At 60.1% G+C, this 25,356-nt stretch carries 18 protein-coding genes and 1 pseudogene; 7 read left to right on the forward strand and 12 right to left on the reverse strand.

What is annotated here, in order from left to right; all coding sequences use genetic code 11:
* Genes nuoD through nuoG form a run of 4 tightly spaced genes read left to right on the forward strand, consistent with a single transcriptional unit; the run spans position 1 to position 5,664 of the window.
* On the forward strand, positions 1-1,215 hold the full coding sequence (gene nuoD / locus BSG20_RS18945; RefSeq protein ID WP_072377096.1) for an NADH dehydrogenase (quinone) subunit D: 1,215 nt from the start codon (positions 1-3) through the stop codon (positions 1,213-1,215).
* Positions 1,216-1,232: 17 nt separating this feature from the next.
* Complete coding sequence (gene nuoE / locus BSG20_RS18950; RefSeq protein WP_072377098.1) at positions 1,233-1,748, forward strand: NADH-quinone oxidoreductase subunit NuoE; 516 nt, start codon at positions 1,233-1,235, stop codon at positions 1,746-1,748.
* A gap of 4 nt (positions 1,749-1,752) precedes the next feature.
* Positions 1,753-3,018, forward strand: coding sequence for an NADH-quinone oxidoreductase subunit NuoF (nuoF, locus tag BSG20_RS18955; RefSeq protein ID WP_072377100.1), 1,266 nt, complete (start codon positions 1,753-1,755; stop codon positions 3,016-3,018).
* A gap of 30 nt (positions 3,019-3,048) precedes the next feature.
* The gene (nuoG, locus tag BSG20_RS18960) at positions 3,049-5,664 is read left to right on the forward strand and encodes an NADH-quinone oxidoreductase subunit NuoG (protein ID WP_072377102.1); all 2,616 of its coding nucleotides are present in this window, start codon (positions 3,049-3,051) and stop codon (positions 5,662-5,664) included.
* A gap of 14 nt (positions 5,665-5,678) precedes the next feature.
* Here nuoG and BSG20_RS18965 read toward each other — a convergent pair whose 3' ends face one another.
* From BSG20_RS18965 to nuoH, 3 genes are read right to left on the reverse strand one after another with little or no spacing between them, the layout of a single operon-like run.
* Complete coding sequence (locus tag BSG20_RS18965; RefSeq protein ID WP_072377104.1) at positions 5,679-6,119, reverse strand: CBS domain-containing protein; 441 nt, start codon at positions 6,117-6,119, stop codon at positions 5,679-5,681.
* A gap of 45 nt (positions 6,120-6,164) precedes the next feature.
* The gene (locus tag BSG20_RS18970; RefSeq protein WP_072377106.1) at positions 6,165-6,731 is read right to left on the reverse strand and encodes an NADH-quinone oxidoreductase subunit I; all 567 of its coding nucleotides are present in this window, start codon (positions 6,729-6,731) and stop codon (positions 6,165-6,167) included.
* Positions 6,732-6,761: 30 nt separating this feature from the next.
* Entirely contained in the window at positions 6,762-7,748 is a 987-nt protein-coding gene (gene nuoH, locus BSG20_RS18975; RefSeq protein ID WP_072377108.1) for an NADH-quinone oxidoreductase subunit NuoH, read from the reverse strand.
* Positions 7,749-8,152: 404 nt separating this feature from the next.
* Here nuoH and BSG20_RS18980 point away from each other — a divergent pair, with 404 nt between their 5' ends.
* Together BSG20_RS18980 and BSG20_RS18985 are read left to right on the forward strand one after the other, a co-directional pair.
* Entirely contained in the window at positions 8,153-9,385 is a 1,233-nt protein-coding gene (locus BSG20_RS18980; RefSeq protein ID WP_072377109.1) for an efflux RND transporter periplasmic adaptor subunit, read from the forward strand.
* A gap of 9 nt (positions 9,386-9,394) precedes the next feature.
* Complete coding sequence (locus BSG20_RS18985) at positions 9,395-12,541, forward strand: efflux RND transporter permease subunit (protein WP_072377110.1); 3,147 nt, start codon at positions 9,395-9,397, stop codon at positions 12,539-12,541.
* Positions 12,542-12,984: 443 nt separating this feature from the next.
* Here the strand turns inward: BSG20_RS18985 and BSG20_RS18990 are convergent, their stop codons facing one another.
* Positions 12,985-14,412 (reverse strand): aldehyde dehydrogenase family protein, encoded by a 1,428-nt coding sequence (locus tag BSG20_RS18990; protein WP_072377111.1) that lies wholly within the window; start codon positions 14,410-14,412, stop codon positions 12,985-12,987.
* A 159-nt stretch (positions 14,413-14,571) separates the two neighbouring features.
* Positions 14,572-15,900 (reverse strand): annotated as a pseudogene (locus BSG20_RS18995) (NAD(P)/FAD-dependent oxidoreductase).
* 236 nt (positions 15,901-16,136) lie between these two features.
* Between BSG20_RS18995 and BSG20_RS19000 the strand changes: the two are divergent.
* On the forward strand, positions 16,137-16,613 hold the full coding sequence (locus tag BSG20_RS19000) for an Lrp/AsnC family transcriptional regulator (RefSeq protein WP_024315500.1): 477 nt from the start codon (positions 16,137-16,139) through the stop codon (positions 16,611-16,613).
* A 34-nt stretch (positions 16,614-16,647) separates the two neighbouring features.
* Here the strand turns inward: BSG20_RS19000 and BSG20_RS19005 are convergent, their stop codons facing one another.
* From BSG20_RS19005 to BSG20_RS19035, 7 genes are all read right to left on the reverse strand, one after another.
* A complete protein-coding gene (locus BSG20_RS19005) occupies positions 16,648-18,303 on the reverse strand; it encodes an ABC transporter ATP-binding protein (protein ID WP_072377112.1) in 1,656 nt (551 codons plus the stop codon).
* Entirely contained in the window at positions 18,303-19,169 is an 867-nt protein-coding gene (locus tag BSG20_RS19010) for an ABC transporter permease (protein WP_072377113.1), read from the reverse strand. The genes BSG20_RS19005 and BSG20_RS19010 overlap by 1 nt, the downstream gene beginning before the upstream one ends.
* Positions 19,166-20,116, reverse strand: a complete 951-nt coding sequence (locus tag BSG20_RS19015; protein ID WP_072377115.1) for an ABC transporter permease — start codon at positions 20,114-20,116, stop codon at positions 19,166-19,168. Before BSG20_RS19015 ends, BSG20_RS19010 begins: the two co-directional genes overlap by 4 nt.
* Before the next feature lie 94 nt (positions 20,117-20,210).
* Positions 20,211-21,821 (reverse strand): ABC transporter substrate-binding protein, encoded by a 1,611-nt coding sequence (locus tag BSG20_RS19020; protein WP_072377117.1) that lies wholly within the window; start codon positions 21,819-21,821, stop codon positions 20,211-20,213.
* A gap of 77 nt (positions 21,822-21,898) precedes the next feature.
* The gene (locus tag BSG20_RS19025; protein WP_072377119.1) at positions 21,899-22,612 is read right to left on the reverse strand and encodes an HAD-IA family hydrolase; all 714 of its coding nucleotides are present in this window, start codon (positions 22,610-22,612) and stop codon (positions 21,899-21,901) included.
* A 233-nt stretch (positions 22,613-22,845) separates the two neighbouring features.
* Entirely contained in the window at positions 22,846-24,225 is a 1,380-nt protein-coding gene (locus tag BSG20_RS19030; RefSeq protein WP_072377121.1) for an aspartate aminotransferase family protein, read from the reverse strand.
* 13 nt (positions 24,226-24,238) lie between these two features.
* Entirely contained in the window at positions 24,239-25,075 is an 837-nt protein-coding gene (locus BSG20_RS19035; protein WP_072377280.1) for a GNAT family N-acetyltransferase, read from the reverse strand.
* Between the last annotated feature and the right edge of the window lie 281 nt (positions 25,076-25,356).

Below are 25,356 nucleotides of genomic sequence, written 5' to 3' on the forward strand. Positions count from 1 at the left end.
ATGACCGAAGTCACAGAGCTCAGCAGGCCGGACGGCGAAGCGCTCACTACCAGGGAAGTGCTTCTCAACCTCGGCCCGCAGCACCCCAGTACGCATGGGGTTCTTCGGCTCGTCCTCGAACTGGACGGTGAGTACGTCGAGCGCGTGGACCCGCATATCGGCTACCTCCATCGGGGCACCGAAAAGCTGGCAGAGAGTTTCACCTACACGCAGATATTCCCACTTACCGACCGGCTCGACTATCTCTGCCCGCCGTCAAACAACCTTGCTTTCGCGCTGGCGGTCGAGAAACTCCTCGGCATAGAAGCACCAGTTCGGGCCAAGTATATACGCGTGATGATGGCGGAGCTGGCGCGGATCTCCGGTCATCTCCTGATCACCGGTGCGCTGCCGATGGATCTGGGTGCAATGACCGCGCTGCTTTACGTCATGCGCGAGCGCGAAATGATCATGGACCTGCTGGAAATGATCAGCGGTGCAAGAATGCACACGTCCTTCTGCAGGGTTGGTGGCGTACGCGAGGACCTGCCTGACGGTTTCCTTCCCAAGATCAGAGAGTTCTGCGACATCTTCCCGAACCGGATCCGCGACTATGAGCGATTGCTCGAAGATAACAGGGTGTTCCTCAACCGCACGAAGGGGATCGGCGTGATCTCCGGCGAAGACGCTGTCGATCTGGGTCTCAGCGGCCCGAACCTGCGTGCCTCCGGGGTCGACTGGGATATCCGCCGCGACGAACCCTACGAAATTTACGACCGACTCGATTTCAATGTCATCACGCGCAAAGAGGGCGATTGCTACGCGCGCTGGCGCTGCCGTGTCGACGAGATGCGTGAAAGCATCGGAATTATCGAACAATGCATCGACCAGATGCCCGAGGGACCATTCCAGATCGACATGCCGACGATCGCGTTCCCGGTGGACAAGGAGCGTGTGCATTGCTCGATGGAAGCTCTGATCCAGCATTTCGACCTGTCGGCCTATGGCTTCAAGGTACCCAAGGGCGAGGTCTACTCGGCGATCGAGGCGCCAAAGGGTGAACTGGGGTTCTACATCATTAGCGACGGGTCGCCGAAACCGTTCCGCATGAAGGTGCGAGCACCGTCTTTCGTCAACCTTCAGGGCCTCTTCGGCGTCACCAACGCGCGCTACCTTGCGGACATGATCGCCGTGCTCGGCAGCCTCGACCCGGTGATGGCGGAGGTGGATAAGTAACAAGGGAATTGGATGCGATGACTATGCGTCAAAAGATCGAAGAGGCCGCGGCACGCTATCCGGACCAGCGCTCGGCAATCATGCCCGCGCTCATGATTGCCCAGGGGGAGCATGGCCATCTGCCCGGCCCGGTGCTCGAAGAGGTCGCCGACATTCTCGGCGTTGAGCGGATCTGGGTTTACGAGCTGGCGACCTTCTACACACTCTTCCATACAGAGCCGGTGGGCCTATTCCACCTGCAACTCTGTGACAATGTTTCCTGCATGCTGTGCGGATCCGAGGATCTGCTGGAGCATCTGGAAACGGCGCTTCGGATTAAGAAGGGCGATACCACCCCGGACGGGCTGTTCACGCTTTCGACCGTCGAGTGCCTCGGTGCCTGCGAAATGGCTCCGGTGATGCAGGTCGGCGACGATTACCACGGCGACCTTGATGTCGCGCGGATAGACGCACTCCTGGACGATCTCCGGGCGACGGCGGGGCGGGTCAAGAGCGTTGTCGACGACGCCTCGACGCGACCGCCGGGAGAATAGCGCCATGTTCGAGCCGGTTCTTCTCAAAAATGTAGACGTGCCGGATGGCCATTTGCTGTCGACCTATGAGGCCGGCGGCGGCTATCAGGCGCTGCGAAAGGTGCTGCGCGAGTACACACCAGATGCGGTCGTCGATCTGGTCAAACAGTCCAACCTGCGCGGTCGCGGCGGTGCGGGATTTCCGACGGGCATGAAATGGAGTTTCGTGCCGAAGCGGGCCGACAGGCCCAAATATCTGTGCTGCAACGCCGATGAGGGCGAGCCGGGCACCTTCAAGGACCGGATCCTCATGGAGCGCGACCCGCACCAGCTCATCGAAGGGCTGGCGGTCAGCGCCTACGCGATTGGGGCCGAAACTGCCTATGTTTATATCCGCGGAGAATATGTGACGGCGATTCGTCGCCTAAACCAGGCGATCGCCGAGGCTCTCGAAAGGGGTTTTCTCGGAACGGGCGTTCTGGGCTCGGATTTCAATTTCGCCGTACACATTCACTGCGGTGCGGGTGCCTATATCTGCGGCGAGGAGACTGCAATGCTCGAATCGCTCGAAGGCAAACGGGCGCAGCCGCGCCTGAAGCCGCCGTTCCCGGCTGTCGAAGGGCTCTACGCCAGCCCGACGGTGATCAACAACGTTGAGACGCTCGCTTGCGTTCCGCATATTGTGATGCGGGGCGCGGACTGGTTTCGCGGCATCGGCCCGAACAAGAGCCCTGGTCCGAAACTCTACTGCCTCAGCGGGCAGGTGCGAAAACCTGGCCTTTACGAGCTGCCAATGGGTATACCGCTGCGCGAACTGGTCGAAAACCATGGCGGCGGGCCGCTGCCGGGGCGCAAGATCAAGGCCGTGATCCCCGGCGGGGTCTCGGCGCCGGTGATCGCGGCGTCCGGGCTGGACGTTGGGATGGACTTCGATTCGCTTTCCGCCGCCGGCTCGATGCTCGGTTCGGCCGGGGTGATCGTGATCGACGACTCGACCTGCATGGTCAAGGTGGCCACCCGGATCATCGAGTTCTTCCACCACGAGTCCTGCGGCAAATGCACGCCTTGCCGCGAAGGGCTGAACTGGGTCGTGAAAGTGCTCCGCCGGGTCGAGTCGGGGCAGGGCGCGCCGGGCGATCTGGAACAGCTGCAGGCGCTCTGCAAGGGCATTTTCGGCAATACGTTCTGCGCTCTTGGCGACGGCGCGGCTATGGGGCTGCGCGCGGCACTGAAGCATTTCGAGGATGAATTCGTCGCCCATATCGAAGAGCGGAGGTGCCCGTTTCATTGAGGTGCGCGAGAAGAAGATCGCGAGGAGGCCATGATTAGCATCACGATCGATGAACAAACGCTGGAAGTGGAAGCTGGCTCTACGGTGCTGCAGGCCGCCGAGCGTTTGGGCATCGACATCCCGACGTTCTGTTACATGAAGCGGCTGCCAGCGCTCGCCTCGTGCCGCATGTGTCTGGTGGAGATCGAAGGGCAGCGGCGGTTGCAGCCGTCCTGTGCCACAATGGTTACGGACGGCATGGTGGTGCGGACAAATACGCCGCTGATCGAGGAAACGCGCTCGTCCATGCTCGACATGCTGCTCGCCAACCACCCGCTCGACTGCCCGATATGCGATAAAGGCGGCGAGTGCGAGCTTCAGAACCAGGTGATGGCTTACGGGCCGCGCGAAAGCCGGTTCCGTGATGCCAAACGTGTGTTCCACTCCCAGGACATCCGCCTCAGCCCGGTCATCATCATGAACGTCAACCGCTGTATCCAGTGCCAACGCTGCGTGCGGATGTGCGAGGAGGTGGTCGGCGCGGTCGCCTTGGGCACGATCGAAAAAGGTATGGATACCGCCGTGACCGGCTTCGAGGGCAGTCTTGCGAGTTGCGACCAATGCGGCAATTGCGTCGAGGTCTGTCCGGTCGGCGCGCTAATGAGCTTCCCTTATCGCTACAAGGCGCGACCCTGGGATCTCGACGAGACCGACACGGTGTGCCCACATTGCGGCACCGGCTGCCAGCTGACGGTCGGCACCCGCAAGGGCGAGTTCATGCGGGTCCGCTCGAAGTGGGACGAGGGGCTCAACCGCGAAACGCTCTGCGTGCGGGGGCGCTTCGGACTCGATTTCGTCGCAAGCCTGGACCGGATTAAGCGGCCGATGGTCCGCCGAGATGGCGCCCTCGTTGCGGTTTCTTGGGACGAAGCGGGCACCTACCTGCGTCGGCGACTGTCGGGCGTCGAGAAAAAGGCTGCGGGCGGGCTTGCCTCGCCGCGTCTTCCCAACGAGGTGCTTTATCAGTTCCAGAAGCTGATGCGCACGGTGTTCCGGACAAACAATATTGACTGCTCGTCGCGCTGGTCAACGCCCGTCGAGACATTGGGTCCGCTGGTGGCGGGCTTTTACACCCGCGCCCCGCTTCAAGAGGTGATCGGCGATGCCTGCGTGCTCGTCGTCGGCGGCAACGTGACGGAGGAGAACCCGGTCACCGAGTACCTCCTGCGCGATGGTGCACACCGGCGGCAGACCGGATTGCTCATGCTTTCGGCGCGGCCGTCCCGCCTGGACGCCGATGCGCGGGCGGTCGTTCGCGTTCTGCCGGGCGGTGAGGCCGCGAGCCTTGCCGCGGTGGTGGCCTCTGTCGTGGCGGCGGCCGGTCAGGACCTGCCGGACGACGTTCTTGCCGACATCGTTGCGACAACCGGCTGGCAACCCGCGTCCACCCATGGTGAGGAACAGGACCCTCTGGCCACGGCGCTTCTGGGGGGCCGGCGCGTCACCGTGCTTGTGAGCGTCGAAGTCCTTCGGTCTCAACACGCGCGCGCGGCCCTGCAGCAGCTTAACAACCTTTTGCAGGTTCTCAGCCTGCTCGGCAAGGACCCGAAGATGCAGTTCCTCTTCGACCGTGCCAACCAGATGGGCGCCTGGGACATGGGGGTTCTGCCGTCGACGTTGCCGGGGTTGGGCGCGGTCGCCGATGGCGCGGCGCGCGCCGCTCTCGAGCGGGCCTGGAGCGCCGAGATCCCATCTGAAACAGGCGCCGATTTCGACGCCATGCTGGACCTCTGCAACCAGGGGCAGATGGGCGCACTCTATATAGCCGGAAGCGACCCCCTGATGTCGTATCCCGACCGGGCGTTCGTGCAGCGCGCACTTGGAGCCGCAGATCTCCTGATCGTGCAGGACGCGTTCCTCACGGATACGGCAGGCCTGGCCGACGTGGTGCTGCCCGCCGCGACTTATGGCGAGGAATCGGGCACTTTTACCAACAACGAAGGCCGGACCCAGAGGGTCTGCAAGTGCCGTGAGCCGGTCGCCGAGGCCCGAGGCAATCTGGCGATCTTCGATTTTGTGGCAGCACTTCAAAGCCACGCGCTGCGGCCATCGGTTCAAACCGAGATTTTCGACGAGATTGCCCGGCTGGTTCCCGCTTACGAGGGCCTGACGCAGGATGGGCTTGGCGCCGACGGAGTATTCACCAAGGCGGCTCTTGCGCCACCGGTTGGCAGGTTCTTCGCCCCGCCGCCTGTCCCCATTGCAACCGATCGGCTCATGCTGGTCACTGGCAACTGCCTGTTCCACAATGGATATCTTTCCGAGCGCTCGGAAATCCTGAACACGGTCGCCGATGACCCCTATGTTGCGATGGGCGCGTGGGACGCCGCACAACTTGGCCTCTCGGATGGCGATCCGGTGGTCGTGCGATCCGCCCAGCACGAACTGACGGCGAAGCTCAAGGTCGACTGGCGCTTTCCTCGGGGGCTCGTGTTCATTCCCGAAAACTACAAAGCCCTTCGCCTCAACAGCCTGATGCGGCGGGGCGAGTATCCATGTCCGGTGGAGGTTCAAAAGGCGCATGCGGCAGTCGAGATCACCCCTGTTGCCGGAGTCGGGGCGGAAGCCAAGACCCTCGGCCAAGACACCGCCGGCCGCTCACCCTGACCTGGCGGGTCTCGTCAGTGATATCTGGCCCCGCAGATGTAATCCTGCAACTCCTGCTCGGTGAGCTGCGCTTCGTCGAGCCTATGTTTGACCACATCACCGATGCTGACCACGCCGACAACGTCGTCCCCATCCATGACCAGCACATGACGCGTACGCCGCTGAGTCATGATCTCCATCGCGACGGGCAGCAAATCCCGTGTCGAACAGGTCGCCACATTGCGGTTCATGATGTCCACGACCCGCATCGTCGCCGCCTCTGCCCCGTATTCCGCCACTGCATTGCAGCAATCCCGCTCCGACAGCGTACCCAGGTATTCGCCGTTCGATTTGCCGACGACGACAAAGCCGATATTGTTCTCGCGAAACAGCCTTAAGACTTCCACCATCGTCTGATCGCGAGTGACCGCGATGACACCGACACCCTTGTTCTTCATGATTTCGCCGACAAACATCTGAGCCTCCTGTCTGCGCGCTTCGGTCTGACAGCTGGTGCGCGTTTACGCTCGCCGGATATTCCGCCACCAGTTGTAGCCCTGCGTCTCTTTCGTCTCGACGAGCACGTCCTTCTTCGTATTCAAGCGCGCGGCAATCACGCCGCCGCCGGTCGCGGCCTTGCCCGGCTTGCCGAGCAGATCGTCACGTCCGACCACTAGGTCACGCGAGGAAAAACTCGAGAATTCGTACTGCTGGCCAAGCGCGATCGCGTCCGCCGGGCAGGCATCCTCGCAAAGGCCGCAGAAGAGACACCGTGCTGTGTCGATCTCGAATTTTGCCGGGTGACGGTTGCCCTTTTCGTCCTCGTAGGGGATGACTTCGATGCAGTCGCAGGGACAAATTCGCGCGCAGAGTTCGCAGGCCACGCATTTGATCTCGCCCTCTTCGTCGCGCGTCAGAAAGTGATGCCCGCGGTAACGGGGGTAGGGCAACCATTTTTCCTTGTCCGGATATTGCATGGTCACGGATCTGGAGAACATGTAGCTGAAGGTCAGAGCCAAGCCGCTGGCCAGATCGGCGAAGAACGTCCAGCCGATCCATGTTCCAATGCTGTCCCGTGCGCGCGACATCGGCGCCCCACTACGGAGCCGCTGGGGCCCCTAAAAGAAAACAAGACCAGTTATGATTATGTTCGCCATCGACAAAGGAAGCAAGACTTTCCATCCGATCGCCATCAGCTGGTCGTAGCGGTAGCGAGGGAAAGTGAAGCGGAACCATATGAACAAATAGACGAAGAACGCGACCTTGAGCAGAAACCAGAGGAGGGGTGGCAAAGGGATCAGTACGCCGTTCCAGCCGCCGAAGAACAGGATCACCACGAGGACCGACACCAGCAAGACGATGGCATATTCGCTGACCATAAAGAACGCAAACCGGATACCACTGTATTCGGTATGGAACCCGGCGCCGAGATCGCCTTCCGCTTCCGCCAGGTCGAAAGGAATGCGCTGTGCCTCGGCCAGTCCGGCGACGAAGAACACGAAAAATCCGATCGGTTGGTAGACGATGTTCCAGACATCGGCTTGCGCTCGCACGATGTCGAGCAGGCTCATGGATTGCGCCAACATGACCACGCCGATCACCGCAAACCCCATTGGGATCTCGTAGCTTATCATCTGCGCGCAGGTCCTCAGGCTGCCCAGGACAGCGTATTTGCTGTTAGCGGCCCAGCCGCCGAAGATAACGCCATACACCTCGATCCCGATCACTGCGAAGACGAAAAGGAGCGCCACATTCATGTTGGAAACGTAGAGCGTGACCTCGGCGCCGAAGACCGAGACGGTTTCGCCGAAGGGGATCGCGACGAATACGACAAAGGGCGGAGCGAGCGCCAGGATGGGAGCCACTTTGAACAGGAAGCGATCAGCCTCGGCCGGGATGTGGTCCTCTTTGGTCAAGAGCTTGATTCCGTCCGCTATCGGTTGCAGCAGCCCGTGCCACCCGACCCGCATCGGCCCCAGCCGTTGCTGCATGTGTCCGGCGATCTTGCGTTCCAGCCAGGTTAGAGGCAAGGGCAGCAGTAGCAGCATCGCAATCAGCAACGCGACCTTGACGACGATCAATCCGATGGCGACGATGAGTTCCATGATCCGCGGCTATTGTTCACGGGTTGAAACACGCGACCGGAGTTTGGCTCCGGCCATGCACTGCGTAGTTTGCGCATTTGTCAGGCCACAGGATACAACGATGACACACGCCATACAATGCGACCACACTTATGGCGTCACAGGGATGCTGTGGTCGCACAGCTGTGCTTGATCAGGCGCCCCAGCGATCGAGCGCCTCGGTGTGCGATCGGACAACCTCTAACGGACCGTCGAGCCCCTGCATGACTTGGCGGGGAGGCACGGGTCGACTTTTGAATTAAATGTCGCTGGAGACAAGGATCGCCAGTGGTCGTTACACATCGGCCTCTTGAAAGATCCCAAGACTACACCAGAACTTTAGCGTGTGCGTTGGCCCGCAGCAGCGCCACATTCAGGAGCCATCAATGCTTTTGTCACAAAGAAGGCGCCTTTTTTTATTCACCCAGATGGCAGCTGTTGGCTTGGCGCTCGTTGCCTGCAACGAACAGAGTGCCCAAAAGAAGGCAGGCGCCGACGCAAAGCCGGAAGTCAGTGCGGTCACGCTACATCCACAATCCGTGACGATAACGGCAGAGGTCCCGGGCCGGACCGCAGCGTCGCTGATCGCCGAAGTCCGCCCACAGGTCGGAGGCATTATCCGGGCCCGCAATTTCAGGGAAGGCAGCGAGGTCAACGCTGGAGACGTTCTCTACGAGATCGATCCCAGCGCCTATCAGGCAGCCTTCGACAGTGCAGTCGCGGGGCTGCAGAGAGCCGAGGGTGCTGTTCCCAGTGCCCAGGCCAAGGTAGACCGATATCAGGGCCTGACCTCCCAGTCAGTCGTCAGCAAGCAGGACCTCGACGATGCGCTGTCAACACTGGCGCAGGCGCGGGCCGATGTCGCCTCGGCCAAGGCAGCGCTCGAGACTGCCCGCATCAATCTCGACTACACAAGAATCCGCGCGCCGATCTCGGGCCGCATCGACGCATCATCGGTTACAGTGGGCGCCTTGGTGACGGCTGAGCAGACGACGGCGCTCGCCACGATAAATCAGCTCGATCCGATCAACGTCGACGCCACCCAATCCAGCGCAAACCTACTGGCGGTCCGCCGAGCGATATCCGAGGGAAGAATAAAGATCGTCGGCAACAACGTCTCGGTCAACCTCAGGCTTGAAGATGGATCGAAGTATCCCCTGCCTGGAACCTTCGAATTCTCTACAGCGGCTGTTTCGCAGACACTAGGCACCGTGACTGCGCGTGCCACCTTCCCAAATCCCGATCGACTTCTTCTGCCCGGGATGTATGTCCGGGCAACAATCGAAGAGGGGATAGCCCCCAATAGCTTTCTCGTGCCTCAGCGAGCTGTCACACGTGATGCGAAGGGCCAGCCACTCGCTTTGTTTGTGTCTTCAGATGGAAAGGTGCAGAGGCGGACGCTCTCAGTGCAAAGAAGCGTCGGCAATAGCTGGCTCGTTGCAGAAGGCATAACTGACGGCGACCGTGTTATCGTCGAAGGTCTGCAGCGTGTCCGGGACGGGCAAGATGTCAAGGTCGATGATGTGGTGATCGATGATGCGACCGGTCAGATCAATCAGGCGGCTGACACAAGCGCTGCTCCTGTGAAGGAAGCGGCCAACACTCCTGTTTCCAAGTGAGGTGATCACGTGTCTCGGTTCTTCATTGCCAGGCCGGTGTTTGCCTGGGTCATCGCAATCGTCATCATGCTCGCGGGCATTTTGTCGATCACAACACTTTCCATCTCTCAATATCCGCAGATCGCGCCAACAACGGTAAGGATATCCGGAAATTATCCGGGCGCCGACGCACAAACGGTCGAAAACTCGGTAACGAAGGTCATCGAGCAGGGTATGACCGGTATCGACAATCTCGACTATATGGCGTCGACATCCCAGTCGACTGGTCAGGCGTCGATATCGCTCACCTTCACCAGTGCGGCAAATCCCGACGTGGCCCAGATGCAGGTGCAAAACAAGCTGCAGCTTGTCCAGGCACAGCTGCCACAAAGCGTTCAAAACACTGGGCTGACGGTCACTAAATCCACATCCAACTTCCTGATGGTCATTGGTTTTGTCTCAACCGACGGGAAGCTGACGTCAACTGATCTCGCCGACTATGTCAACAGCTCGCTGAATGACACGTTGAAGCGGGTTGAAGGTGTTGGCGACACGCAGCTTTTCGGCTCGGGATACGCGATGCGCATCTGGGTGGATCCTGACATGCTCGCGAAGTACTCGCTGATGGTCAGCAACGTCACCTCTGCTATCGAAGCGCAAAACACGCAGGTTGCCGCCGGTCAGATCGGCGCACTGCCGCAGCGCAAGGGCCAGCAACTCAACGCCACGGTTACTGCCAAGAGCCGCCTCCAGACGCCTGAGCAGTTCCAAAACATCATTCTCAAAAGTGACAGCAACGGCTCGCTCGTTCGTCTCAATGATGTCGCGACCGTGGAAATAGGAGCGGATAGCTACTCCAGCTTTAGTACCTACAACGGCAAACCCTCTGCCGGTCTTGCTATCAACCTGGCCTCCGGCGCAAATGCGATTGACACGGCTGAGGCCGTTCAGTCGACGGTCGACAGCCTACGGGGGACCTTGCCGCCCAACGTCGAGGTTGTTTACCCATACGACACGACGCCGTTCGTAAAGCTGTCGATCGAAGACGTCGTCAAGACCCTCATCGAAGCCATCGTGCTGGTCTTCCTCGTTATGTTCGTCTTTCTGCAAAATCTGCGGGCGACGATCATTCCGACACTTGCCGTACCGGTCGTGCTTCTCGGCACATTCGGGGTCCTTGCCTACTTCGGCTATTCGATCAACACGCTGACGATGTTCGGCATGGTGCTTGCGATTGGGCTTCTCGTTGACGACGCCATCGTCGTCGTCGAAAACGTCGAGCGCGTCATGGAGGAGGAGGATCTCTCGCCAAGGGAGGCGACCATAAAGTCCATGGTCGAGATCACTGGCGCATTGATTGGTATCGCCACTGTCCTGTCTGCCGTGTTTATTCCGATGGCATTTTTTTCAGGCTCCGTCGGCATCATCTACCGCCAGTTCTCGGTGACCATCGTGTCGGCGATGCTGCTTTCCGTGATCGTCGCACTGGTCCTCACCCCGGCGCTATGCGCCACCGTCCTGAGGAAACCCAGGCACGGCGCCAAACAGCGCGGCGTGTTCGGGTTTTTCAACCGCAACTTCGAGCGCGGCACAACAGCATACCAACGCGGCGTTGGAGGCATGCTGCGGCGCAGCGCTGTCTTCCTTTGCATTTTCCTCCTGATCGCTGCTTCCGTCGGTTACCTCTTCACACGATTGCCGAGTTCGTTCCTGCCCGAGGAAGATCAAGGAATCCTCATCACCAGCGTTCAGTTGCCGGTCGGCGCCACGGCGGATCGCACGCAGAAGGTGTTGCAGCAGGTTACCGACCACTATCTCAACGATGAAAAGGACTACGTAACCGGTGTCATGGCAGTGGTTGGATTTGGCTTTGGTGGCCAAGGCCAAAATGTCGGCATCGCCTTCGTGAAGCTGAAGGATTTTTCCGAGCGGAGTACTCCCCAATCGAAGGCGCAAGCCGTCGCAGGGCGCGCGATGGCGGCTTTTTCCAAGATCAGGGACGGAAACGTGTTCGCTTTGGCGCCTCCGGCCATACCCGGCTTCGGCAACAATGCGGGCTTCGACTTTTACCTCAAGGATATGAATGCAACTGGTCATCAGCAATTGATCGACGTCAGAAACCAACTGCTCGCCGCAGCTGGCAAGAGCAGCAAATTGAGCGGCACGCGCCCAAACGGGCAGGAAGATTCGCCGCAATATTCTGTCGACATAGATCAGGAAAAGGCGAGTGCACTTAACCTCGATCTTTCCGATATCGATACGACACTGTCGACGGCCTGGGGCGGCAATTATGTCAATGATTTCATCGACCGGGGGCGCGTCAAGAAGGTCTATGTCCAGGCTGACAAGGAGTTTCGAATGCAGCCTGAGGACTTCGATCGTTGGTACGTCAAGAACTCCGACGACGAAATGGTGCCATTCTCAGCCTTCGCAAGTGGACACTGGAAGTTTGGGTCGCCGCGCCTAGAACGCTACAACGGTTCGTCTGCGGTGGAAATTCAGGGGGCGTCAGCGACAGGTGTCTCATCCGGCGATGCCATGAACGAGATTGATGATCTGGTGGCTCAGTTACCGGAAGGCTTCAGCCACGAATGGACTGGCCTGTCGGCGCAGGAGCGCCTCTCAGGAAACCAGGCGACCCAGTTGTACGCTATCTCCATTCTCGTGGTGTTCCTGGCGCTGGCGGCATTGTATGAGAGCTGGTCGATCCCGGTTGCCGTCATGCTATCGGTCCCTATCGGTGTCTTTGGGGCCTTGCTTGCCGCTATCTTGTTCGGCCAGACCAATGACGTCTACTTCAAGGTGGGATTGCTGACGACAATTGGCCTCGCAGCCAAGAACGCGATTTTGATTGTCGAGTTTGCGATCGACCAGCAAAAAACGGGCAAGGATCTCTTCGCGGCCACTCTTGAGGCCTCCCGGCAGCGTCTGCGGCCGATCCTCATGACCTCCTTGGCCTTTATTCTTGGGGTTTTGCCACTTGCCATTGCCAATGGGGCGGGATCGGGCAGCCAGAACTCGATCGGTATCGGTGTGATGGGCGGTATGATCTCGGCAACGGTCATTGGGATATTTTTTATCCCGCTGCTATTTGTCAGTGTCAGGCGCGTCTTCAAGGGCAATGTTCCCGACGTATCCAAGCGCCCGCAACCCGAAACCGTCGAGATCAAGGCCTAAATTGGCTGGCGCTCAGCGCGGTATCGGCAACCGGATGCTCTATCTCGTTTGCAGACGATGGAATGCGCGACCTCGCTTCATGTCAGCGTCGGAGAGCAGCGATGAACTCGACAGCCGCGACACTTGAATCGGACCGTGAATTGATACGTGCGTTGGCACGGCACCTAGCGGAGGAAGGGCCGGATGCAGAGGAGGCGAGACAAACCGTGAAAACGCTTGTTGAGGGCGCACCGCCTAAAACAGGAGGCATCTTGGCCGCTTTGCGTCGATAGCCCCTTGTTGGCGAGCGGTATCCCGAAAATCGCGGTCGAAAGATCCTCGGACGAGTTCCGGCTGAGCGCAATCTCATCGGATGTGCAATCAATCATTGCGAATATTTGGCTGTTGATACCTGACCGGGGTGGTAGCCGAACCGCGTAGTGCGGCGGCAGGGATCAAATTGTTCAGTCGCCTGCATATCCGACGATGCCCTTGATCTCAGTGAACTCATGTAGCCCGAACTTGCCGTATTCACGGCCGTTGCCCGACCGCTTGTAACCGCCGAAGGGGGCGGCACCATCCCATGCCGGGCCGTTGAGGCGAACACTGCCGGTGCGCAACCTGCGTGCCAGCGTCCGCGCTTCCGACTGAGCGCCATGGATGAAGGACGCGAGGCCATATGGCGTGTCATTAGCAATCGCCACCGCATCGTCTTCGGTTTCGTAGCCGATGATGGAGAGCACCGGACCGAAGATCTCCTCGCGCGCGATCGTCATCGAATTGGTCACCCGCGAAAACACGGTCGGGCGCACATAGTAACCCGAACTGAGATGCGATGGCCGACCGGGACCGCCGGCAGCTAGCTCCGCTCCTTCCGCGATACCCATTTCTATCATCGCCTGGATTTTTTCGAACTGGGTAGCGCTTGCGACCGGTCCGATGTCGGTACGAGGATCGGATGGAGGACCCACGACGAGCGCTGCTGCTTCTCGCGCCGCGACGGCGCTTGCTTCGTCCATTCGCTCTACAGGTACGAGCATCCGTGTCGGCGCGTTGCACGACTGACCAGAATTGGCAAAGCACCGGCGAACGCCGGCTTTGACTGCGGCGGCAAGATCGGCGCTTCGCAATATGATATTCGGTGATTTGCCGCCGAGTTCCTGGTGTACCCGTTTAACGGTGGGCGCTGCTGCCAGCGCAACGGCAATACCGGCGCGCGTTGAGCCAGTGAAGGACACCATGTCGACGTCCGGATGGCTGGCGAACACCGCGCCGACCGTCGGGCCGTCACCCTGAACCAAGTTGAAGACGCCCTTTGGCACGCCAGCCTCATGCATGATCTCGGCCAAAATGACAGCGTTGAAGGGAGCGATCTCAGACGGCTTGAGCACCATTGTACAACCGGTCGCGAGTGCGGGCGCGACCTTGCAGACGATCTGGTTGATTGGCCAGTTCCAGGGCGTGATCATTGCGACGACCCCAATCGGTTCATGGACGATTCGGGTTGAGCCCTGCATGTATTCAAAGTCGAATGTCTTGAAGGCGCGGATCGTCTCCTCGAAATGGGCGGCGCCGAGGCCGGCCTGTTCTGCCCGGGCCATGATGAGCGGCGCTCCCATCTCGCGCGAGATCATGTCGCCGATCTCATCCTTGCGACGCTTCACGATTGTAAGAACCCGCTTCAGCAGTGCCAGCCGATCATCCTTCGTCGTCCTAGAAAAGCCGGCAAACGCATTGCGCGCGGCTTTGATCGCTCTTTCTGCGTCCGCTGCGCTGCCGATCGCAATCGTCCCGATCACCTGCTCGGTCGATGGATCAATGACGTCGTGCTTCCTTAGTGTCTCGGGCTCGACCCATTCACCGTCTATGTAGAACCTGTGAGCGTTCTTCATGGGGTTCTCCGTGGATGTGTGGAAATTGATTTTGCTGGCGGATGACTGAATGCGTCCCTCAGTATTCATGATCTTGGGGGGAGCTGGTTTGACATTGAACGCGGTCGTACGAAATGGTTTCGTTCTTCAACTCAGACTCCGATTTCCATGCGTCACCGCTCAGAAATCGGCCACTTTCCCCCAGGCAGATGTTAAGAAGCGATCTGGATGGTAGGGTCGAGGGTCGACGATCGGCTCATCGCCGGTCACGATATCGGCAATCAGGTGACCTGCGCCGGGACCGATGCCGAAACCGTGACCGCTGAAGCCGGCGGCTAAGATGAAGCCGGGAACGGTCGCTATTTCGCCGATCCCCGGTACTCCATCGGGGGTACTGTCGACATAGCCTGCCCAGGCGGCAGTGATCTTGGTGTTTTTCAAAGCAGGCAATAGTTCCAGTGCCCGCAAATGGGTGGTGCGAATGGTCCGCTTATCGATTGCCGGATCGAGGATGCGCATGCGCTCCATCGGCGTGGGCGCGTCCAGCCGCCAGCGTGCCAGTGTCTCATGCCCTGAGCGAATTCCCTGCAATCCACCCGGCGCCAGGCTGCGCCAGCGCCGGACGAACATCGGCAGGAAATGGGGCGCGAAACGGAGCTGTTGCGGCGTCAGATCGACGCGACCACCGCCGCTGATTGCCAGGGTATAGCCGCCGTCGCCGCGACGGGTGACCGAAACGGCAGCCGTATGTAGCGCATCTGGCAGGCCAGTGGCGCCGGGCGAGACCCCGAAAGGATCGAAGAGCGGATAGAGGCCTGCGGAAAGCGGATGCCAAGCTGGTGGCAGAAGGAGGACGCCCAGGCACCGCCGGCAAGCACCGCGATTTTGGTGCGAATGGTGCCGTGTTCCGTGACAACGCCGCAGACGCGGCCCCCTTCGGTCTCGATACCGCGGGCGGCGCAGGACTGGTGGACTGTTCCTCCGAGCTTCAGGGTCGCGGCCGCGACGGCCGGTGCTGCGGACGCCGGATCCGCGGTGCCGTCGGTCGGCGAAAAAGACCCCACCCTTCCAAGGCTTGCCAGTCGCGCGGCCGCGCTCCGTCGCTTCGACACCGTCGAGCATATGGGTGGTGACTCCGGCGGTGCGGGCAAAGTCGCGCCACCGCGCCCAGCCCGCCAGTTCCTCGTCACTGTTGCTCAAATAGAAAAGCCCGCAGCGGCGAAAGCCTGTGTCCTCTCCCGTTTCGCCTGCGAACCTCTCCCATAGATCGAGGCTCTTTGTTGCCATCGGCAGTTCGCGAGCGTCGCGGTTTTGCTGGCGGCACCAGCCCCAGTTGCGGCTCGATTGTTCCGCGCCGATCCGACCTTTCTCAACGAGCGCTACCTTCAACCCGCGCCTGGCCAAATAATAGGCTGCAAAGATGCCGACGATGCCGCCACCGATGATCACCGCGTCCGCAGCCGCGGGCAGCTCCGGAGTGGTAGCGACAAATTTCAGCGGTGCAGGCATGGCATGGTCTCCGTTTCGGACGCAGTCTAGCGGTTTCTCCGCTGTAGCGTTGCCGGACTATCGCCGATGGCAGCAGAAAATTCTGTCTTGCCGAATGTGCTCGGGCCTTTGTGCTTCGGCGCAAGAGGCAGAATGAAATCGACACACCCGTCCTTTGTGCTAGGTTCGGCGCAATGTGTTTCGCAGCATAATCTGCTGTGCGATTGGCCAAGGCAGAGAATCCGAAGAGGTGCCGCATGAAGCTCGACAGGATCGACATCAAGATTCTCTACGAACTACAAAAGAACGGACGCATCACCAACGTCGAGCTTGCGGAGCTCGTTGCTCTGTCGCCGAGCCCCTGCCTGATGCGGGTGAAAAAGCTGCAGTCGGAGGGTTATATCGGAGGCTATTCTGCGCAGATCAATGTCGGCAAACTTGGCCAGACGCTCACTGTATTCACGGAGATCACACTGAAAAACCACCGGCAGATAGACTTTGCCCGGTTTCTCGCCGCGATCGAGAAGGTTGACAATGTGATCGAGTGCCACCTCGTATCCGGCGGGTACGATTATCTGCTGAAATTCGTGACTGCCGGTATTGGCGAATACCAAACCATCATGGAACGCCTGACCGACATGGATGTCGGCATCGACAAATATTTCAGCTTCGTCGTTCTAAAGTCGCCGATCGTAAAAGCCCACATGCCACTGACCAGCCTGTTTCCGATGTAACGCTGTGTCGTTTTGAACATGAAGCGCCGACGCCTCAGCGCCGGCAATAGGCCCGAACCAACTCGGCATCCTGTTTAAGACCGTCGAGCCAGGCGGGGTCGAGCTTGGGCACCGACGAGAAGAGCAATTGCGAATAGGGGTGCTGCGGCGTCTTGACCTTGGCCGGCATGATTTCTTCGACCTTTCTGCCACCATACATCACAACGATCTCGTCGCAGATCGCCTCGACCACGGACAAGTCGTGACTGATAAAAATGTAGGAGAGTCCGAGGTCGCGCTGCAATTCCTTCAGGAGGTCGATGACGGCGGCGGCGACAACCGTATCGAGTGCCGAGGTGATCTCGTCACAGAGGATCAACTTCGGGTCAGCGGCCAATGCGCGGGCAAAATTCACGCGCTGCTTCTGGCCGCCGGAAAGCTCTCCCGGGCGCCGGTGGCGCAGATTGCGCGGTAGGCGCACCATATCGAGCAGCTCGTCGATGCGGGCGCTGCGCGCCTTTCTGTCCATGCGGTGGTAAAAGACAAGAGGCCGGTCCAGGATGTCCTCGACCGACTTTGCCGGATTGAGTGCGGTGTCAGCATATTGAAAGACGATTTGCATCTCGCGCAGCTGGTCGCGTGAGCGCTCGCGTGCGCTGCGACCGAGTTCCTTGCCGTCGAAGACGATCTTGCCGACGGCAGCCGGCAAGATGCCGGCTATGGCGCGGGCGAGCGTCGACTTTCCGCAACCGGATTCCCCGATGATGCCGAGGTTGCGACCTTTCTCCACCTTGAGGCTCACATGCTCCACAGCCCGCACGAGCGGGAGTCCGTCGGTCTGGCGCTGACCATAACCGGCGACCAGGTCTTCGATCTTCAGAAGCGGAGCAGGCGAAGTCTGTGCGGCGGCGACAGGCCCGCGCGACTTTGGCTCGAAGGCGGCGAGCAGTTCGCGCGTGTAGGGATGCTTCGCTTCGTTGAGGATCTGTTCGGTGGTGCCAGTCTCCTTCGCCTCGCCACCTTTCAAAACCACGATGCGGTCGGCAATCTGGGCGACGACAGCAAGATCGTGCGAGACATAGACGCCTGCGATCCCGCCCTTCTTCATGACTGCCTTGAAGGCGCGCAGCACCTCGATCTGCGTGGTAACGTCGAGTGCCGTGGTCGGTTCGTCGAAGATGACGAGCTTGGGGTCGCCGATCAGGGCCATGGCAGCGGCAAGGCGCTGCAACTGTCCGCCGGAGACTTGATGCGGATAACGGCTGCCGATCGTATCCGGCTCGGGCAGGGAGAGCGCCCGGAAGAGTTCGACGGCGCGAGTGCGGGCCTCGTCGGGCGACATCAGCCCGTGGATGCGGGTGACCTCGATGACCTGGTCCATGATGGTGGCAGCCGGGTTGAAGGCGGCGGCGGCCGATTGCGGTACATAAGCGACCTCGGTGCCGCGTACCTTGGCGCGCTGCTTTTCCGAAAGCGCGACCATGTTCTTGCCGGCGACCGATACAATGCCGCCGGAAATGCGGCAGCCTGGGCGGGCGTGACCCATCAACGTCAATGCGATCGTCGTCTTTCCCGAACCGCTTTCCCCAATCAGGGCGACTATCTCGCCCTCGGCGACTGCCAGGCTAACGCCCTTGATGATTTCGACGTGGCGCCCGGAATCGGTGGTTGCTTCGACTTTCAGGTCACAGATTTCTACAAGATTGGTCATCACTCGCTCCGATCGCGGATCTTCTGCGGCAGGTTATCGATCAGGAGGTTCACGCTGATCGTGAGGCTGGCGATCGCAAGCGACGGGAACATAACGGCCGGTGCTCCGAAAGGCAGACCGCCAATGTTCTCGCGCACAAGTGCGCCCCAGTCGGCATAAGGCGGCTGAACACCAAGGCCGAGGAACGAGAGCCCGGAGAGCAGGAGAACGATGAAAACGAAGCGAAGCCCCAGATCCGCGAGCACCGGCCCAACGATGTTGGGTAGGATCTCGGATCGAATGAGATAGAGGGTGCTCTCCCCGCGGATGCGCGCGACAGTGATGAAGTCCATCGCGTTAATGTTCACGGCAAGTGCGCGAGCGAAGCGATAGGATCCGGGAATGTAGATGACCGACAGCGTCAAAATCAGCACCGGGATCGAGGAGCCGACGGCCGCGACGACCACAAGGCCGAACAGCTTGCTTGGGATCGAATTCAGCGCGTCGAGGACACGGCTCAAGATCGTATCGATCCAGCCTCCGGTGACGGCGGCGATCATCCCAAGAACCACGCCGCTGAAACAGGCAATCGTCACGGCTGCGAGCGAGATACCGACGGTATAGCGTGCGCCCATCAGGATTCGCGAGAACATGTCGCGGCCGAGATAGTCGGAGCCCAGCCAAAGATCCCGGCTCATCGGGCCGAAATAATCGACATCAACGATCTCACCGACCGGGTAGGGGATTATAAGCGGTGCAAAGATCGCAACGAGCGCCCAGGACAGGATGATCGCAAGGCCGATCATGCCCACGATGTTGAAGCGATAGCCAAGCCGGATTCCGGATTTCCGGAGGGGTGTCGAAGTGCTTGAAGGCGTCATTGTCATCGGAGCCTCGGATTGGAAAGAATGGCGATGATGTCGGCAGCCGTGATCAGGATGAGGTAGCCAAGACAGAAGATCATCGCGCAGCTTTGGATCAGTGGCAGGTCGCGGGTCGCAACAGCATCGACCATGAGCTTGGCAATCCCCGGATAGTTAAAGATCGTCTCAACGATGATGACGCCACCCAGCAGATATGAGAGCGAGAGCGCCACGGCATTGACGATCGGCCCGAGCGCATTGGGCAAGGCATGACGAAAGACGATGCGCGGACGGGAGGCGCCCTTGAGTAGCGCCATCTCGACGTAAGGCGTCTTGAGCGTCTCGATGACTGCGGCGCGCGTCATCCGGATCATCTGCGCCGAAACCACGAACGTGAGCGTGATCACCGGCATTGCATAGACTCGTAGCATATCGCTCAAGCTATGGATCTCGTTAGCGAAGGACAGCGCCGGCAGCCACTTTAGATAGACGGCGAAGATCAGTACGGCGGAGGTCGCAACCATGAATTCCGGGACGGAGATCACGCCGATCGTCAAAATCGTGACAATCCGGTCATAGAGCGAACCGCGAAGCATGGCAGCGGTGATCCCGAGAGAAAGTGCGATCGGGACCGAGAATAAGGCGGTCACGCCGGCAAGCTTCATGGTGTTGATGAAACGTCCGGCAATAAGCTTGGCAACCGGGATCTCATTGGCATAGGAGGTCCCGAGATCGCCGTGCAACAAGCCGACAATCCAGCGCAGGAAACGGAAGAGCGCCGGCTCGTCGAGGTGCATTGCGTTGCGCAGACCTGCGACGGCCTCGGGTGTGGCGGCCTGGCCGAGAAGGATCGTTGCCGTGTCTCCCGGCAGCAGTGTCGTCGCGAAGAAGACGGCGAAGGAGACGATCAACAATGTGACCACGGCGATGAGCAGTCTCCCCAGGACAAGGGATAGGACCGGGTTGTTCACGCGCGTTCCCTTTCAACGTTCGACATCGTTTTCGGCATCCAAAAATGCCCGGGGCTACAGCAGTCCTGCTACAGCCCCGTGGCCACTCGCCTCGTCAGGCTTCCAGCCAGACGTATTCCGCAAAGGCATAGCCCATCTGGCCGCCAAGCGGGTTCGCTTCCAGGCCCTTTAGCTTGGCAGTCGTGGCATCGACGTTCGAAATATAGGCCGGGATGATAGTGCCGGCTTCTTCGGCGACCATGACCTGCATTTCGTTGTAGATGGCCTTTCGTTTGTTCTGGTCGAGTGAGCCCCGCGCTTCGATCAGCATCTTGTCGAACTTCTCCGACTTGTACTGACTCTCATTCCATGGCGCTTCTGAAGCGTAGAGCAGCGAGAACAGGATGTCCGGTGTCGGGCGCGGGTTGATATTGCCGAAATGGACGGGTGCCTTCAGCCAATAATTGTCCCAGTAACCGTCGGATGGAACGCGCTGGACGTCAAGCTTCATGCCGATTTCGGCACCGGCGGCCTGGATGATCATCGCCATGTCGATTGAGGAGGTCGCCGCGTCGGAGGCGATCACCGGGACCGACTGACCAAGAACGCCGGCCTTTTCGAAATGGAACTTGGCTTTTTCGGGATCGAATGCGCGCGCCTTCAGGTCTGCATTGCGATAGAAATTCACGGGGGAAACCGGCTGGTCGTTGCCGACCTCACCTAAGCCCCGCAGTGCCGACTTGACGATCTGCTCGCGGTTGACGAGATACTTCATGCCTTCGATGAAGTCTCGTTTGCTGCCGGGCTCCATGTCGAGTCGCATGTTGAGATTGGTGTAGTTGCCAGACGTCGTCTTCGACAGGACGAAAGCGTCTCCCTGTGTTTCGACCAAACGCATCGAGCGGGGATTGATCGAGGCGGCAAGATGAATGTCGCCCGAAAGCAGTGCGTTGACACGGGCATTGTCGTCGCTGATGGCGAAGTATTCGAAGGAATCGACGTTCGGGCCGGATTTCCAGTAGTTCTTGTTCTTGATCCCGACCGACCGCACGCCGGGTTCGAAGACCTCCTTGACGAAGGCGCCGGTACCGTTCGCCTTCGAGAAGTCCGTCGTACCGTCGGCGACGACCATGAAGTGGTGCATCGACAGAATGGTCGGTAGGTCGGCGTTCGGATTCGCGAGCGTGATCTCGACGGTCTGTTTGTCGACGGCCTTGAAGCCCGTCATTTGGGCAGCGATCTTGGCGACCTTCGAACCGACCGCCGGGTCGAGATGGCGCTTCAGCGAAAAGACGACGTCGTCGGCCGTCAGCGGCTTGCCATCGTGGAAAGTAACGTCCTTCTTAAGCTTGACGGTCCAGGTTTTCGCATCCTTGGACTCGATTGTTTCGGCAAGCTCCATCTGCGGGACGCCGTTCTGGTCGAGAAAGGTGAGGCGATTGTAAAAGGAGCAGCAACGAACATAGTCGGTCGAGAGTGATGCCTTGGCGGGGTCGAGCGTGTCGGCCGTCGAAGACGACCATCCCGCCGCCTTCAGCGCGCCGCCGGAAACGGGTGTGGCGGCGACCGCCTGCGAGGCGCGAGCGAGGATGAGGCCGCCCGCCGACATCGCCACACCGCCGGCAAGCATCATGTGGAGTAACTCTCGACGCGTCGCGCCACGGCGAATGGCATTTTCGACCCTTGTGTCGTCGGATGTGGTCCAGTTGGAAATCTTGTCGTTCACAGCATTCCCCTTTTCGTGGTGGTTGGCGCGTCTTCGTCTTGGCGCAAAGTTCAGGCCAGGTTCTTTAAGATTCTCATTCAGCCCCGTGCGGCGGCCACTGCATTGGCGAGGCCCTTCATGGATGTGAAGTGATAGTCGGGCTCGGTGAATTTGGCCGGCTCGATGGTGCCGCCATAACCTTTCTGTCCGTGGCGGCGCTCAATCCAACAATTGCTCATCCCCAGCTCCCGCGAAATCCCAATGTCGTGGTACTGGCTTTGGGCGACATGCAGGATCTCGTCCTTTGAATTTCCTTCGGCGGCTACGAAGTCGAAAACCTTCTCGAAGAAGATGGGGTCCGGCTTTTCTGTGCCGGTTTCGTCGGCGGTGAAGGCGGCATAGAACGGGCTTCCCAGTTCCTTCGCGAAGTAATCGAAGGCCCAACGACGTGCATTGGTCATCGCCACCAGACGGTAGTCTCTGCCAAGCCGGGCCAGCGCTTCGGCGCTGTCGTCAAAGGCATTCCAGCGTTTTGCGGAATCGCGCAGCCGCTCGCCAAACTTCCGCTCAACTGGCAGGCCGAGATTTGGCGCGATCGCCAGATAGACGCGAATGAGATCATCCGGGAAGAGGTCGGCATCCCTGGAGTAGCGCGCCGTGCGGTAAAGGCTCAGCGCCTCCTCGGCGTCGATCACGACGCCCGCCTCAGCGGCGATGCCGGCCAGGCACTCCGTAAGGCCACCCTCGAAATCGATCAGCGTGCCGACGACATCGAAGGTAAGATACTTGAAGTCTTGAAGGCTCTTGGGCATTGCAACTCCCAGTTCTCGGCCTCCCGAGGGAACGCCGGCTTCGTGAAGAAGAATATTCTGTTCCCTGGCGAGGTGATTTTCTCGCTCTTGTGGAAAAGCCGGGATTTCTGGGATCCGGCCCTTTTCTTGAATTGAGTTTGGCAGCTGTCCCAAACCAGAGTCTCCGAAAAGAGGCCGTGGCGCGGCACAAAATACCGAAGATGACGGTTCCGCGATATTGCGGCTCGGGTTTCTCAGGCCACAGGGGCCCGCCGGACATCGGTGTCGGCGAGCGTCTCGTCCAGCGTCCTGCGTGTACGCTCCACGATCGCGTCGATGTCCGACTCCGTGCAACAGAGCGGTGGGGCGTAGCCGAGCACGCCATTGGCGAAGGCGCGGATGACGAGACCGTTGCTCCAGGCGCGGTCGAAGATGCGGCGCGCCGGTTCTGCAGCGGCCGGAAGGGGAGTCTTGCGCTCCTTGTCGACGACGAGCTCGATGGCAGCCAACATGCCCCGGCCGCGGACGTCGCCCACGAGCGGATGGTCCTTCAGGCTCTCGAGCCCGGCCATCAGCCGCGCTCCGGCTTTCCGGCCGTTTTCCAGCAGTCCGGCCTCATAGAGCCGCAGGACCTCCAGCCCGACGGCAGCGCTGACGGGATGGGCCGAATAGGTATAGCCATGGCCGACAGCAGAGGCGCCGGCGCCATCGGCAATTGTCTGGTAGACGTGTTCGGACATGAAGAGGGCACCCATCGGCACATAGCCGGAGGTGAGGCCCTTTGCGACCGTCAGGAGGTCCGGCACGATGTCGTCCTCCGAACAGGCAAATAGCGGACCTGTGCGCCCGAAGCCGGTGATGACCTCGTCGGCGACAAAGAGGATATCGAGCTCGCGGCAAACGGCGCGCATCGCTTTCATCCAGCCCCTGGGCGGCACGAGTACGCCGCCCGATCCCTGGATCGGTTCCGCATAGAATGCCGCAACGCGATCGGCGCCACCCAGTTCTTCGATCTTCTCATTCAATGCGGCAATGGAAGCAGCTATGATGGCCTCGGGGTCGGTGCCGACCGGGTTGCGGTAGGCATAGTGGGACGGAATCTTGTGCTGCCAATCAAAAGGCAAGCCGAAACCAGCGTGAAAGGCGGGTAGAGCAGTAAGACCGGCTCCCACCGTCGAGGAACCGTGATAGCCTTGTTCGATGGAGATGAACTGGTCTTTCCCGGGTCGTCCGCGCGCATTCCAATAGTAGCGGATGAAGCGGATCGTGCTGTCGACGGCATCCGAGCCGCCGAGCGTGAAATAAACGTGGTTGAGGTCCCCTGGCGCGCGATCGGCGAGTTCCGAGGCTAACCTGATGGCCGGCTCCGAGCCGAGGCCGAAATAGGCGGTTGCATAAGGAAGCTCCCGCATTTGCTTTGCCGCCGCCTCGACGATGCTGTCATGCCCGTAGCCAGCATTGACGCACCACAGGCCGGCAAAACCATCGATCAATTGTTTGCCGTTCGCATCGGTGACTGTTGCACCGCAAGCCGATGTCAGGACCCGCACGCCCAGATTTTCGTGGCTGCGATAGGAAGCGACCGGATGGATCAAATGCGCGCGGTCGAGTTCGATCAGGGAATTGCTAAACATGAAGGTCTCCGGATCAGCCGAACGCCTGATTGGCGAGGGCAAAGGTGGCCGCAGCACGATCTGCGGCGCGGTGGATCTGCGGCTTGGCCATGGCAATGCCGCCCCCGACGTGCGCGAGGCCTTGTTCGGCGAGCCATGGCGAAAGATTGCTGTCGTCGGTGGTGTCGACCCTGAGGAATCGGCTGGGACGCTTAGCAATGAAATGTCTGACGAGTGCTTTGGCATCGGTGAGATCGGCGGCGACGACGGGGCCGATTACTTCACCGCGACCGAAGGAGCGCAGAGCTGCAAACCCTGAAATGCGGCCGTCACGGCGGGTGACGGCGAACTCGCCGACCTTGGCGAGATAGGCCATCAGCCCTTCGCGATCGGCGCCGAAAGAAACCCGGTCGAGTTCGGTGAGTGCATGAAGATCGCCGACGGTCGCGTCCTCGGTTTCCGTTGGCGCGGCGATCTCGCCGACCACCCCCTGGTGCTGTAAGACCGTGCCGATCTCGCAAAAGCCAAGCTTCTTATAGAGGGGAAGGCCTTCGGCCGTCGCCACGAGCCTCAGCGGTCGGTCTGCCGCGATCTGACATGCGGCATCCATGAGCCTGCGGCCTAGACCGCGACCGCGCATCGTCTCGTCGACAATAACCATGTTGATTGTCGCACATTCTGTCTTGTATGGCGTCATGAGTACGGTACCAACGACCCGCCCGCCCTCGACCGCGACGACCCCTTCGCTGAGCGCCAGCGCCATCTGCCAGTCTTCCGACCGGTGCGGCCAGCCAGCCTGCCGAGAGAGGTCGATGGCAGCGCCCAGGTGTTCGGGACCGAACGTCACAAGATCGATCTGACTTGTTTGCATTGGAATGTCCTTCATTTCTGCTCGCAAGTGTGAGGCAGTATCGGCCGGAAGATTGTCTGAAGGACGCGGCCCGGACGATATCTTATGGCTTTGCAGCCGCATGCCGCCGCATCTTATGCTGGCAACGAACGCGCGCGCTAGAAACGCTGTCGTGGGCGAGAGGAAACCGCACCAAGACGCACAACCTTCTGCCAAAGCCGGCTTTGGATACGAAACAATCTGCTTTGATCGTTCGGATTTCAGTCGAGCGGGTGGGTGAACCTCGGCCTATGATGGCCACA

Source organism: Rhizobium tibeticum (assembly GCF_900110205.1).
Taxonomy (GTDB): domain Bacteria; phylum Pseudomonadota; class Alphaproteobacteria; order Rhizobiales; family Rhizobiaceae; genus Rhizobium; species Rhizobium tibeticum.